Consider the following 14059-nt stretch of genomic DNA (forward strand, 5'->3'; position numbering starts at 1 on the left):
GACATGAAAAATGCGATCGAAGCCGCACTGGGCCATTCGCGCACAGTTTTAATGATTCTGGCCCTTGTTCTGATTACCGGGTCCATTGCCTATGTCAATATTCCCAAGGAATCTGATCCGGACATCAATATTCCGATCATCTATGTTGTCGCCACGCACGACGGTATTTCCCCGGAAGATGCTGAACGGTTAATCCTGCGCCCATTGGAACAGGAACTGCGCACCATTGAAGGCGTTAAGGAAATGCGATCCACCGGTTATGAAGGCGGCGGCAACGTCACCTTGGAATTTGAAGCCGGTTTCGATGCAGATAAGGCATTGGATGACGTGCGCGACAAGGTCGATCTGGCGAAACCTGAATTGCCCGATGAAACCGAGGAACCGACCGTACATGAAGTCAACTTCAGCCTTTTCCCGGTTTTGGTGGTCACCATTGCCGGTGAGGTCCCGGAACGATCACTGGTAAAACTGGCCCGTGACCTGCAAGATGAAATTGAATCCATCCCCAGTGTTTTGGAAGCTGAAATTGCAGGGGACCGTGACGAAATGGTCGAAATCATTATCGACCCGGCAAAAGTTGAAATGTACGGCCTGACCCCATCAGCCGCCATGAATATGGTTTCATCTTCAAACCAATTGGTCGCGGCCGGGTCTCAGGACACAGGTCTTGGGCGTTTTTCCATTAAGGTTCCCGGCCTTTATGAAACCGTCCACGATATTCAATCACAACCCTTGTTGGTTGATGGGGATAGCGTGGTCACACTGGGTGACATTGCCGATATTCGTCGCACATTTAAAGACCCAAGCAGTTTTGCCCGTGTGAATGGCAAGCCCGCCATTGCCTTGGAAATCTCCAAACGGACCGGTGAGAATATCATCGAGACCATTGAGAAAGTCCGCGAAATTGTCGCCTCGGAACAGGCCAGATGGCCACAGTCCTTGCGCGACAATATTGATGTGTCTTATTCACAAGACCGATCCAACCAAATTCGGACCATGTTGGCAGACCTGCAAAATAACGTTCTCAGCGCCATTGTCTTGGTGATGGTCGTTGTTGTTGCAGCCCTTGGTCTGCGCACTGCCGGACTTGTCGGCATGGCAATCCCCGGCTCGTTCCTTGCAGGTATTCTTGTTATCAGCGGGTTGGATATGACCATGAACATCGTTGTCCTGTTCAGCCTTATTTTGGCGGTCGGCATGCTGGTTGATGGTGCCGTTGTGGTCACGGAATATGCTGATCGTAAGATGATCGAAGGCTATCATCGGCGTAAAGCCTATGGCTTGGCGGCACAACGCATGGCTTGGCCGATTACGGCATCAACGGCAACGACATTGGCCGCCTTCTTACCGCTGTTGTTTTGGCCGGGTGTGGTTGGGGAATTTATGAAATTCCTTCCCATTACCTTGATTGCAACCTTGGCCGCATCCCTGTTGATGGCATTGATTTTCGTACCGACACTGGGGGCCCTGTTTGGCAAACCGTCCCAGGCCGTACCGGAACTAAGCGAGATTACTCCCGAACATGACGTGGATCTTACCAAACTCCACGGTATTACGGGAACTTATGTCAAAACTCTGCAAGCATCACTGCGTCATCCGATCAAAGTTCTTGTGGGGGCCGTTGCCGTTCTTGTACTGGTTCAGGTCGTCTATGGCGCCTTTGGGAAAGGGGTTGAGTTTTTCCCCGAAGTCGAACCGGAAAACGCCAAAGTCAACGTGCGTGCACGCGGTAACCTGTCTGTTTGGGAACAAAAAGACATTCTGGAAAAAGTCGAAGCCCGTATCTTACCCATGACGGAATTCAAGACCGTTTACACACGCATCGGCAAACAACAAAACAGTGAGGAAGCCGAAGATATTATCGGGTCTGTTTCCCTTGAATTTAAAGACTGGCAGGAACGCCGCCCGGCAAATGAGATTTTGTCGGAAATTGCCGAACGGACTAAAGATATTGCCGGTATCGAAATTGATTTCCGTAAACAGGAAGAAGGCCCGCCAACAGGCAAACCCATCAATATTCAACTTTCATCGCGCAAAACCGATTTATTACCCGATGCCATTGACCGTATTCGAAATGGTCTGGAAAATATGGACGGCATGATGAACTATGAAGATTCACGCCCCCTGCCGGGTATCGATTGGGAACTCAAAGTCGATCGATCCCAAGCCGCCAAATTCGGTGCGGATATCGGACTTGTCGGTAACTTCATCCAAATGACAACCGCGGGTCTGAAATTGGGGGAATATCGCCCTGATGATACCGATGACGAGGTCGAAATTCGTGCACGCTTCCCCAAAGAAGACCGCACAATTGACCGCCTGAACGATATTCGGATTAATTCATCACTAGGTACCGTCCCGATTTCAAACTTTGTCACCCGCACCGCAGAACAACGCACAGGGAACGTCAATCGTGTCGATGGCTTCCGTGTCATGGCCGTCAAGGCTGATGTGCTGCCAGGAGTCAACGTCGATGCAAAATTAAAAGAGGTCAAAGCCTGGATTGCCCAACAGAACTTCGATCCCGCCATTAAGATCGATTATAAAGGCGAAGACGAAGAACAACGCAAAGCACAGGAATTCTTGGGCAACGCCTTCGGTGTCGCCTTGTTTATCATGGCGATCATCCTAGTGACCCAGTTCAACAGTTTTTACAGTGCCTTTTTAATCCTGTCGGCCGTTATCATGTCCACCATCGGTGTCTTTATCGGCCTTTTGGTAACAGGTCAGCCGTTTGGAATCGTTATGGGGGGGATCGGTGTTATTGCCTTGGCTGGTATTGTTGTGAACAACAATATCGTACTTATTGATACCTTTGATCGTCTCAAACACGAAATGGGCAGCACTTTTGACGCCATTGTCCTGACCGGGGCACAACGCATGCGGCCTGTTCTGCTCACAACGGTTACCACCATGTTGGGGCTGTTACCTATGGTCATGCAGCTCAATATCGATTTTATTAATCGAGACATCACACAAGGGGCGCCTTCAACGCAATGGTGGTCGCAATTGGCAACCGCAATCGTGTTTGGCCTTGGCTTTGCAACCGTTCTGACCTTGGTTGTTACACCTTGCGCCTTGATGTTGCGTTCCAACTTTCAGGACTGGCGCGAAAATCGTCGTCAAGCCCGCGAACAAGCGGACAGTTAATATTCAAGACATCTCGCACACTCTGTATCCTTAAAAATGATACAGAGTGTGCGCACAATCATACTTCTTTCGTATTAACTCCTTTAGACTATTAACTATAAGGTGAAATTTAAACGAAAAGATAAGTCAAATGCGCCGTTCCCAACGCAGAAAATACCGCTCAGGAAACCAGTTGAAACATATCGTACGTATGTTTTTCTTTCTGGCTATTATTGCATTGGTCCTTGGCGGGTTCGTCTATACAATCCTGATAAAAGAACAACCGCATGAAGCCGACATACCGGAAAATTCCAAATATGCCCCCATTTTTGCAGAAGACCTTGGACAAACCCCGGAAGCCTTAAAAGCCAAATATCCGGATTTGCTGTTGCGTACCAACAGGCGGGGTGTTTTAACCGGAAAGCACGTGATGCGCGGGGCTCAATACACCATCTGGTTTGTCAAAGATATCAATGAATACAAGGCATTCCGCTTACAAGCGCAAAAAACATATCCGCATCTGAGTGAATCCGAAATCGCACAGGATTTCGCCAAACTTTACAGCCGCCCCGTCGATAGTACATGCAGCGGAAAAACGGCCTATGCCGAAAATAAATGTCATTACAAATGGTGGATCCGCAAAAATGTGACGTTGGACCTTTACAGCCGTTTCTTAAGAAATGATCAGGTTGAACTAAGTGCAATTTCAACAGACACGTATTTGACATCAAAGTATTTTGACGCTGTAAAATCCGTTCTCCCCACACAGTAACCGCCAAATAACTGTCAGTAGAAATTTGACGCTGTCTTGGTCAATATTCAAAACCACCTCTAATACCAACGATAAAAAAGGCCTGTTTTCTCTAACTCTTATGCACATTTGATAAGTTCAAAAGAACCGCTACCTTAGAACTTAGATGCAATATCAGTTAAAGGGAGGCCCCCTCCATGAATTCCGACCTGTCTTTTGTGATTGCCCTCGACGGCGCCCCTTATCCCGTTCAATTCGAAGCAGAAGTGCTGGATGAATTTCAACGCGACCATGTCGCCAGTATGGACCTGCAACTGCGTCAATTTGCCGATGAACAATTCGGCCCGACCTTTTATCTCGATCACCAAAACCGTCTTGGCATTGTCGCCCAACTTATTCGCGATGCCATGAAGGAAGAAAATGGCATCCTCATTGCCAAGTATGTTTTATGGATGGCGTCACATTATCCAGAAATTTCTGGAATTCGCATTCATGAAGACACATATGAATTTACAGCGAATATTTTTGACGAAACAGTGCCGGAAGGTTGCTCCGTTCATTAACGATTGCCAACCTTTGCGGGCCTGTCATAGACACGCGAAGGAAACCTATGGGAAAACTTGGCAGTTCTACGTTCTGGCTAGACCAGACTTTTGACGAAACCATGAGCTTGCTGGAGGAGGCGAAATATTACCACGCCTACCGCTTCCCCAAGCAGGTCGATCACTTGAACCCGTGTCAACGTCTGGAATTGACACGGGAATCTTTACGTATAACCTCCCGACTTTCTCACATGATTTCGTGGTTAATGCATGAAAAAGCCATTCTCAACGACGAGATTACCCGACGTGAATATCTGGAAGGCAATATCCCACTGGCAGAGGAAAGTATCTGTACCAGCACCTGCGAAGAGGTTTTGGAAGACTGCCCCAAACGCCTACAAAGCCTGATGGACCGCAGCCTCTCCCTTTTTATCCGGGCCTCTCGTTTGGAAAAGATGCTGCGTAATTAAGTTTTACGCTTTCAAGATCTCTTCAACCAAATTAATCCAATAGCTGGCGCCGATATGCAGCATGCGGTCATTAAAATCAAACCCCGGATTATGCAGTAAGCAGCCCCCCGGTTCCCCGCCTGTGCCCAGCCAGACATAACACCCTGGTTTTGCTTCCAACATATAAGAGAAATCTTCAGCCCCCATGCTGGGTACCGGATTTAAATCAACATTTTCTTCACCAACCGTTTTGGCCGCAACACCGGCACAAATTTCACTTTGCTGCACATCGTTAACCGTTGCCGGATAACCTTTGGCATAGATCAATTCAAAGGTTGCCCCATGTGCTTCGCAAACCCCTTTTACAATCCGGCGAATACCGTCTTCCAGAGTTTGACGAACTTCGGGCGTAAAGGAACGGATGGTTCCACGTAATTGCACATCATTGGGGATCACATTCCATGTATGCCCTGCATGAATTTGTGTCACGGACACAACGCCTGCATCCTGCGGGTTTAACACGCGTGATGTCAGGTTTTGCAACGCAAGGACAATTTCACTGGCAACAACAACCGGGTCCAACCCCAAATGCGGCATCGCCCCATGACAACCTTTACCGATCACCCGAATATCCATTGTATCGCATGCCGCCATCAATGGTCCGGCTTTCACCGCCATTGTGCCGGCTTCCATTTCCGGCCAGTTATGCATGCCAAAAACGGCTTCTGCCGGAAACAGGTCAAACAGGCCATCTTCAACCATTACGCGCCCGCCGCCTTCGTTTTCCTCAGCAGGTTGAAAAACAAAATGGACCGTGCCTTTAAAATTACGATTCTCACATAAATAGGCCGCCGCTCCCAACAACATGGACATATGTCCATCATGCCCACAGCCATGCATCTTCCCTTCATGGCGGGAGGTATGCGGCACATTGGAACATTCCGTCATGTCCAGCGCATCCATATCTGCACGCAACGCAATTGCTGGGCCGTCTCCATTTGTCAAACTGGCTACAAGACCTGTTTTTGCCAGTCCACTATGAACCTTCAACCCCAAACTCTCCAATTGTGTTTTCACATAATTTGCCGTTTGTACCTCTTCAAAAGCGGTTTCGGGATGCGCATGCAAATGATGACGCCATTGAACCATTTTAGAAACCAATGGATGATCTTGTGAAATTTTCATTAAACAGTCCTAATGGATTGAAGTTGTATGTGTTTCAGCCTATATTATGTTGCAATGCAAAACATTATATGTCGGCCTTTCAGCTTTAAGAGTATTTACCATGACACGCATGTCCGTTCCAAACGTTAAGAACAGTATCGATCGCGCCATTCATGCCGTTGAGGGACGCATGACCAACGGCCTGTCGCCCGCCTCCATCATGGTGGCTTATTTCGACTGGTTGGTCCATATGGCCCATTCGCCGGGTAAAGTCAGTGAAATGTCTGAAAATTTTGCCCGCAAAACGGTTGATTTCAATATCTGGGCAGCCCGTGCCACGATGGATCCCGATCTGCCTGATTTTATTCAGCCCTTGCCGGAAGATCGTCGTTTTCGTTCCGAAGAATGGAAAAAATTCCCCTTTAATGTCATTGCCCAAGGGTTCTTATTGAAAGAACAATGGTGGCATTACGCGACGATGGGCATTCCCGGTGTGTCCAAACACCATGAAAGCATGGTGCATTTTGGCGCCCGTCAATGGCTGGACATTATTTCACCGACAAACTTTTTTGCGACCAACCCCCATGTTTTAAAAACCACAGTAGAACAAGGCGGGCAAAACCTTATGAAGGGTGCTGAAAACTTCTGGAATGAAGTCATGCGCAACATTGTGGAAGAACACAATGCCGCCGACAGCGAATATAAAGTCGGTAAAAATCTGGCTGTAACCAAAGGTAAAGTTGTTTATCGCAACCGTCTGGTCGAACTGCTTCAGTACGAACCAACCACCAAAAAAGTGGATGCCGAACCCGTACTGATCGTACCGGCATGGATTATGAAATATTATATTCTCGATCTGTCCCAATATAATTCATTGGTGAAATATCTGGTCGATAAGGGCCATACCGTCTTTATGGTATCCTGGCATAACCCGACAGCCCAAGATCGTGATCTCGATATGGAAGATTACGTCACACAAGGTGTGATGGAATCTTTAAAAGCCGTCACAACTATTGTACCGGATCAGAAAGTTCACGGTGTCGGATATTGTTTGGGCGGTACACTTCTAACCATCGCGGCAGCCGCAATGGCGCGTGACGAAGATGACCGTTTCAAAACGATTACGCTGTTCACCACACAAACCGATTTCAGTGAAGCCGGTGAATTGATGTTGTTCATCGACGAAAGCCAGATTTCCTACATGGAAGACATGATGTGGGATCAAGGCTATCTGGACACCAAGCAAATGTCCGGTGCTTTCCAGTTGTTACGTTCATTTGATCTCGTCTGGTCAAAAATGGTATCGGAATATCTGCTCGGCGAACAACCGCGCGTCAACGATTTGATGAGCTGGAACGCAGATGCAACCCGTATGCCTTACAAGATGCACACGCAATACCTGCGCCGTCTGTTCCTTGATAACGACTTGGCGGCCGGACGTTTTGAAGTTGGCGGCAAACCGGTTGCCGTCTCCGATATCCGCACCCCCATGTTTGCGGTTGCCACAGGGAAAGACCATGTAGCCCCGTGGAAATCTGTTTATAAAATCCATCAATTGGTCGATACCGATGTCACCTTCGTCCTTACCAATGGGGGACACAATGCCGGGATCGTAAATGAACCGGGTCACCCGCGTCGCCACTATCAGATCGGCACCAAACTGGATAACGACAAATTCGTCCCGCCTGCGGAATGGGCAGAACGACACCCTGTCATTGAAGGGTCCTGGTGGGAACCGTGGGAAGCATGGTTGACAGAACATTCATCCGGTAAAGTAACCCCACCTCAAGTCGGTACAAAAGAGGGTGATTACGACCCTATTTGTGATGCCCCCGGCACTTATGTATTTGAGGAATAAACAGGTAAACGTCTCTTCCTGTCTCTATAGAAAAAGCCCTTCTGCGAACTTGTCGCGAAGGGCTTTTTTATTTACTTGAAGTTAAAAAAACAAAGGACAATATAAACTAAATAGATAAAAAAATGGGGAAGAAACGCCATGCAACACCATCCAGAAGAACGCGATAAAGCGACCCTCTTCAATCATATGCAGGCCTTTCGAGCTTTATCACGTAGCCCCGCCGTATTGTGCGGGGATTTATATCACGCAATGGAAGATATCGTTCATACCCTGACACAGGCCCTTCCCCATGCACGGGTCGGCATCTGGACCATAGACGACACACAAACAGAACGTTGGCAATGCCTTGCATCAAACGAGCCTGCACAACCTTTTTTTAAAAGTACTGAACTGCAAGACCTGATCAATATATTGGATCGAGAATTTATTTATACTGTGGATAATACTGTCACCCTCCCCAAACGCAGTCTCGCCCCCTTGCCTTTTTTCGAACGCCCCATTTGCGCACAACTCTGTGCCGGGATTCAAATTGATGCACAAACCAAAGGGATCGTCTGTTGTGAGTTTGAACATACCGCCCATCGATGGTCCATTGATGAAATGTATTTTACGGAATCTATCGCCAATTTCACCTCACTCTTTCTCAGTGATTACAACCGGCGGCGCGCAGAAATGAAATTATTTGACGCCATGTGTAATGATCGCCTGACCGGTTTGGCGAATGCCTCTCATTTCATCCAGACATTAAAAAGCAAAATTCAACAACGTGGAGAGACACCCCTTCTGCTCGCCTTGCTGGACATTCGCGGGTTTCGTCACATCAACGACATTCATGGTCACGATTTTGGTGATGAAATTCTAAAAAAAATGGCGATAGAACTGACACGACGCTTACCCGATGCCTTGATCGGTCGAACTGCCAGCAACGAATTCATTATCGCGCGCCATATTGATGATATTGAAGTCCTTGCCCAAACCAATCACGAACTTACCAGATTACTCCACAGCGATTTACAAATTCGAAACGAACATATAACGCTTGAATCTTCAATTGGGACAGCACTTTACCCAAATAATGCAACCCGCATTAAAAGCCTGATCCGCAAATGCGACATCGCCTTATTTAAGGCAAAAGAAACCTCGCGTGCCGGATTTATCGCCTATAACACGCAATTGGGACATGACTACGTTCAGCATATTCATCTCAAAAAACGTCTTAAAACAGCCATTCAAGACAAAACTTTCGTCAATTACTATCAACCGAAAATCAATCTGGCAACACGCGCGGTTACGTCAGGTGAAGTCCTGATCCGTTGGCGTGACAAACATGGTAAATTTGTCTCCCCTGCCGACTTTATCCCCATCGCAGAACGAACCGGCATGATCAACGACGTAGGACATCTTGTTCACGACAATATATGCAACGATCTGAATTTAATCCGTGATTTCAATCGCTGTAACCATGTCCTTGCAATTAACGCCAGCGTGCACGAATTGCGCGACCCCAATTATGTCGATCATTTACTGGACTGCACACAAGCCTGCGGCCTCCCACCAAATCAGTTTGAAATCGAGGTAACCGAAAGCACGTTTCTGGATGAAGATTACATCACTCACAACAATTTAAAACGCCTGCAAAAACAGGGGTTCTCGCTAGCGCTTGATGATTTTGGAACAGGATATTCGTCCCTGTCTTACCTTAAACAAATACAGTTTGATACAATCAAAATTGACCGGAGTTTCGTTCAAAACATCCATCAATGCCGCAAGAACCGCGAGATCACGACATCGCTGATCAAGCTTTTTCATACGATGGGCTGCAAAGTGGTCGCCGAAGGTGTCGAAGATATTGCCGAAGCCCATGTGTTACGCGATCTTGATTGCGACTTTGCCCAAGGGTTCCTCTATGCCAAGCCGATGGGGATTAATCGCTATACCCAATATCTTGATTGCTCCCCTCAACACCCGACACCTTTTGTCTATGAAATTTAGCTCATCTCCCGTCCATCATCACGCAACACCACATAAATCGCAGGGATAACCAACAACGTCAAAGCTGTTGAGGAAAACAGACCGAAGACCAGAGAGATCGCCAAGCCCTGAAAAATCGGGTCTGCCAGAATAAAGGCCGCCCCAATCATAGCGGCTGCAGCCGTCAGAAAAATCGGCTTAAACCGGATCATACCCGCTTCCAGTAAAATATCGCGCAACGGGCGTCCATCACTGATCCGATGTCGGATAAAATCAACCAACAAGATGGAATTTCGCACAATAATCCCGGCCAATGCGATAAAACCAATCATGGATGTCGCCGTAAACGGGGCAGAAAACAACCAATGTCCCAGGACAATCCCGATCAAGGTCAACGGTACAGGGACAAGGATCACCAATGGCAACTTGAAACTGCCAAACTGACCGACAACCAGCAAATAAATTGCCAGAATAGCCACCCCAAAGGCCGCGCCCATATCGCGAAACGTCACATAAGTGATTTCCCATTCCCCATCCCACAGGAAAGTCACGCCGTTTTCATTGGCCGGTTGCCCGTGATATTTAATCGCAACCGGACCAAGTTCCCCCCAATCTGCCTGTTCAATAGCCTCTTCGACCGCAAACATCCCGTAAATCGGGGCTTCATACCGCCCTGCCAATTCGGCTGTGACCATTTCCAAGGCATAACCATCGCGTCGAAAGATGGGATAGGACGCTTTTTCCCGCACGACCTGTACAACTTCGCCCAGTTCTACATTGCCGGACGCCGACGGGATCGGCGTTGATAACAAACGTTGCGACATATGAAGGTCTTCTTTGGGCAGTCGCACCATGATTTCCATCGGATCGGTGCCTTCCCCACGATGGGAATATCCCACACGCACGCCACCTAACAACGCGGCGAGTGTGTCATAAACGGCTTCTTGTTCAACCCCATGATACTCGAGGCGTTGTTGATCGATTTCCAGACGTAGGCGGTCACTGGGTACCCCGAAGCTGTCATCCACATCCACGATAAAATCAATGTCTTTAAACAATGTTTTCAGCTTGTTTGCGGCCTTGCGTCGGGTTTCTGCGTCTGGTCCGTAAACCTCAGTCAGTAAAGTCGCCATGACGGGCGGTCCCGGTGGAACTTCGACCACTTTCAACGATGTACCATCCGGTGTGTTCACATTTTTCAGACGTTCCCGGACTTCCAGTGCAATTTCGTGACTTTCCCGATCACGATCATGTTTGGGCTGTAAATTAAGCTGAACATCACCCAGTTCGGGTTTATCACGCAGATAATAATGGCGCACCAACCCATTGAAGTTAAAAGGCATGGATGTCCCGACATAAGCCTGCATATTCAACAGTTCCGGGATATCTTTTAACTGGTCTGCAACATCCTTTGCGACACGGTCGGTCATTTCCAGACTGGACCCTTCGGGCAGGTCAATCACCACCTGAATTTCGGATTTATTATCGAACGGCAGCAGTTTAACCGTCACGCTTTTGGTATAAAACAACCCGCACGCCGCAATCGTTGCCACACCGACAATCGTCAGCAGCTTCTTCGATTTGCTGCGATCCTGAATGATGGGACGGGCAAAACGTTCATAAAAACGCCCCATCTTGCCACCATCCAGATCATGAGCGTGACTGCCTTCTTCCAGCATACGACCACGCAATAACATCAACAACCACGGTGTTATGATCACGGCAACAAAGAAAGAAAACAACATCGCGGCTGAAGCATTGGCCGGGATGGGGCTCATATACGGCCCCATCAGACCGGAGACAAACATCATCGGCAACAAGGCGGCAACAATGGTCAAGGTTGCGATAATCGTCGGGTTACCGACTTCTGCCACCCCTTCAATCGCGGCTTGTAACGGGGGGCGCCCATCTTTCATATTCCAGTGACGTACGATGTTTTCCACGACGACAATGGCATCATCGACCAAAATCCCGATGGAAAAAATCAGGGCAAACAGGCTGACCCGGTTAATCGTATAGCCCATCAGGTAAGAGGCAAATAAGGTTAACAAGATCGTTGTCGGGATAACAACCGCAACCACGACCGCCTCACGCCAGCCGACCGTAAAGAAGATCAGGATCACAATAGAAACGGTTGCCAGCCCCAAATGGAACAGCAATTCATCCGCTTTTTCCGTTGCCGTCTCACCATAATTTCGGGTGACATCCACATTGATATCTGCGGGAACAAGTTTCCCTTGCACTGTTTCAAGACGTTTTAGGATATCCTCTGCCACAAAAACCGCATTAGCCCCTTGACGTTTTGCCAGTGCCAGTGTGACAGCGGGTTTGCGCACCAGTGTGCCATCTTCGCGTTTTTCCATCTGCCAGACACGTTTTTCTTCTTCGCGTGCCCCAATAACAACTGACGCCACATCTTTCACATAGACCGGGCGACCATCGTGACTGGTCAGCAGCAACAAACCGACATCCGGCATCCCTTGCAAGGTTTGTCCGGCAACGACAGGCACAGACTGATTGGCTTCGCGCAGGCGACCAATCATAAAAGAACGGTTGGCATGTTGAATTTTTTCGATCAACTGGTTCAGTGAAATACCATATAGCGCCAGTTCTTCCGGGTCCGGTTCTACCCTGATTTGATCCGCACGTCCCCCGACGATATAGCTAAGCCCCACATTATCAACCTTGACCAGTTCATGCTGCAACTCGTCCGCCAAGGCATGTAAACCATTATCGGTCCAACGTTCTGCAACTGCATCTTGCGGGGAAAGGGTCAGGGTGACAATCGCCACATCATTAATACCACGCCCAACAATCAAGGGTTCCGGTATCCCCAAGGGCAAGCGATCCAGATTGGCCCGAATATTTTCGTGAACACGCAAAATGGCGTCATCTTCACTGGTGCCGACTAAAAAACGGGCGGTGACAACAACCTGATCATCTTGCGTTTGGGAATAGACATGTTCAACGCCATCAATCCCTTTGATAATATCTTCCAACGGTTCACTGACCAGTTCGACCGCATCGGTTGCCTTCAATCCATTTGCGGACACCAGAATGTCCACCATTGGGACAGAGATTTGCGGTTCTTCTTCGCGCGGTAACATGACCAAGGCCACCGTCCCCACAACCAGCGAGGCCAATAATAACAACGGGGTCAAGGGTGATGTAATGAACGTCTTGGTAATATAACCGGAAATGCCGAGCTTCATAACTGCCCCCCGATCAACATATCACCGTCTTGCAAGCCGGATAAAATTTCGATTTTATCCCCGATGCGACGGCCCGGCTGTACGACAATTTCGCGATTACCTTCCAACACGACAAAATGCAAGCCATATCGGGTAAAGACAAAACGTTGTGGGACCAGATACGTTGCACGTTTCCCTGTCGATACATAAACGCGGATGCGTTCTCCGATAAAATAATCCCCCAATCCGGCGACTTCCACATCTGCGACCACACGCCCATTGCGCATTTCCGGGTAAACTTGACGCACAACACCCTGCGTTTCCAGTACGCCAGCCTGCGTTATGGAAACCAAATCGCCTTTTCGGATAAAACGGGCATGACGTTCCGGGACTTCAATGCGCAAAATATAGGTTTCATCGGCAATATTGGCAATCGCTTCACCCGGCATAACAACCACGCCCGTTGTCACATTCACACGGATAACCCGCCCATTGGACGGCGACAAGACGGATCCTTCGCGTTCACGCTGCAAGATCAATTCCCGATCACTTTCCATCGCTTTCAGATTTTTCACCACCACGTCCAAATTGGTGCGTGCCTCATCCAGTTTGGCTTGTGAACCGGCCCCTGTTTTGCGCAATCTTTGGGCACGATCCAGCGCAATTTCCGCCAATTTACGTTCCGCCTGCAAGGATGCCCTGCGCGCTTCCAATGCCTGTTTTTCAAGATTGATTTTTTCATCTACCACGCGGGCAATGACTTCACCGGCACGAACTGCACTGCCTTCATCGACCAGCAACTCAACAATGGTTCCGCCGATACGCGCACGGGCTGGTGTCATATCAACCGTTTGCACCGTTGCCAACACGGCTTTCCTATCGGCGATTTCTTCACGCTCAACCGTATAGCTTTCTTGTGCAAAAACGGAAGAGATCTGCATGGTAACCACAACAACCCAACCGATAGCGCCAAACCATTTCATCGAAAAACTCCTTGATACAAA

General features: G+C 48.4%; 9 protein-coding genes. 6 read left to right on the forward strand and 3 right to left on the reverse strand.

Annotation, left to right across the window (positions count from 1 at the left end; translation table 11 throughout):
- The first annotated feature begins 3 nt into the window (after positions 1 to 3).
- From ACN0VA_RS07005 to ACN0VA_RS07020, 4 genes are all read left to right on the forward strand, one after another.
- Positions 4 to 3150: an efflux RND transporter permease subunit gene (locus tag ACN0VA_RS07005; protein WP_417820461.1), complete on the forward strand. Its 3147-nt coding sequence runs from the start codon at positions 4 to 6 to the stop codon at positions 3148 to 3150.
- 130 nt (positions 3151 to 3280) lie between these two features.
- The gene (locus ACN0VA_RS07010) at positions 3281 to 3901 is read left to right on the forward strand and encodes a hypothetical protein (protein ID WP_417820462.1); all 621 of its coding nucleotides are present in this window, start codon (positions 3281 to 3283) and stop codon (positions 3899 to 3901) included.
- Between the two features lie 176 nt (positions 3902 to 4077).
- On the forward strand, positions 4078 to 4443 hold the full coding sequence (locus ACN0VA_RS07015; RefSeq protein ID WP_417820463.1) for a hypothetical protein: 366 nt from the start codon (positions 4078 to 4080) through the stop codon (positions 4441 to 4443).
- Positions 4444 to 4490: 47 nt separating this feature from the next.
- On the forward strand, positions 4491 to 4892 hold the full coding sequence (locus ACN0VA_RS07020; RefSeq protein WP_417820464.1) for a DUF1465 family protein: 402 nt from the start codon (positions 4491 to 4493) through the stop codon (positions 4890 to 4892).
- 3 nt (positions 4893 to 4895) lie between these two features.
- Here the strand turns inward: ACN0VA_RS07020 and ACN0VA_RS07025 are convergent, their stop codons facing one another.
- Positions 4896 to 6056 carry a M20 aminoacylase family protein gene (locus ACN0VA_RS07025; protein WP_417820465.1) on the reverse strand — a complete coding sequence of 387 codons (1161 nt, stop codon included), beginning with the start codon at positions 6054 to 6056 and terminating at the stop codon, positions 4896 to 4898.
- Positions 6057 to 6156: 100 nt separating this feature from the next.
- On the opposite strand from ACN0VA_RS07025, the gene ACN0VA_RS07030 reads away from it, so the two are divergent.
- Both ACN0VA_RS07030 and ACN0VA_RS07035 read left to right on the forward strand, forming a co-directional pair.
- Positions 6157 to 7893, forward strand: coding sequence for a PHA/PHB synthase family protein (locus ACN0VA_RS07030; RefSeq protein WP_417820466.1), 1737 nt, complete (start codon positions 6157 to 6159; stop codon positions 7891 to 7893).
- Between the two features lie 138 nt (positions 7894 to 8031).
- A complete protein-coding gene (locus ACN0VA_RS07035; protein WP_417820467.1) occupies positions 8032 to 9885 on the forward strand; it encodes a putative bifunctional diguanylate cyclase/phosphodiesterase in 1854 nt (617 codons plus the stop codon).
- Here the strand turns inward: ACN0VA_RS07035 and ACN0VA_RS07040 are convergent.
- Positions 9882 to 13076, reverse strand: coding sequence for an efflux RND transporter permease subunit (locus ACN0VA_RS07040; protein WP_417820468.1), 3195 nt, complete (start codon positions 13074 to 13076; stop codon positions 9882 to 9884). The genes ACN0VA_RS07035 and ACN0VA_RS07040 overlap by 4 nt on opposite strands.
- Entirely contained in the window at positions 13073 to 14038 is a 966-nt protein-coding gene (locus ACN0VA_RS07045; RefSeq protein ID WP_417820469.1) for an efflux RND transporter periplasmic adaptor subunit, read from the reverse strand. The genes ACN0VA_RS07040 and ACN0VA_RS07045 overlap by 4 nt, the downstream gene beginning before the upstream one ends.
- Between the last annotated feature and the right edge of the window lie 21 nt (positions 14039 to 14059).

The organism is Terasakiella sp. (genome assembly GCF_048267425.1).
Classification (GTDB): Bacteria; Pseudomonadota; Alphaproteobacteria; order Rhodospirillales; family Terasakiellaceae; genus Terasakiella.

Coding starts and splice junctions, on each gene's coding strand:
- ACN0VA_RS07005 (WP_417820461.1), top strand. CDS start 4: ATGAAAAATGCGATCGAAGCCGCACTGGGCCATTCGCGCACAGTTTTA.
- ACN0VA_RS07010 (WP_417820462.1), top strand. CDS start 3,281: ATGCGCCGTTCCCAACGCAGAAAATACCGCTCAGGAAACCAGTTGAAA.
- ACN0VA_RS07015 (WP_417820463.1), top strand. CDS start 4,078: ATGAATTCCGACCTGTCTTTTGTGATTGCCCTCGACGGCGCCCCTTAT.
- ACN0VA_RS07020 (WP_417820464.1), top strand. CDS start 4,491: ATGGGAAAACTTGGCAGTTCTACGTTCTGGCTAGACCAGACTTTTGAC.
- ACN0VA_RS07025 (WP_417820465.1), bottom strand. CDS start 6,056: ATGAAAATTTCACAAGATCATCCATTGGTTTCTAAAATGGTTCAATGG.
- ACN0VA_RS07030 (WP_417820466.1), top strand. CDS start 6,157: ATGACACGCATGTCCGTTCCAAACGTTAAGAACAGTATCGATCGCGCC.
- ACN0VA_RS07035 (WP_417820467.1), top strand. CDS start 8,032: ATGCAACACCATCCAGAAGAACGCGATAAAGCGACCCTCTTCAATCAT.
- ACN0VA_RS07040 (WP_417820468.1), bottom strand. CDS start 13,076: ATGAAGCTCGGCATTTCCGGTTATATTACCAAGACGTTCATTACATCA.
- ACN0VA_RS07045 (WP_417820469.1), bottom strand. CDS start 14,038: ATGAAATGGTTTGGCGCTATCGGTTGGGTTGTTGTGGTTACCATGCAG.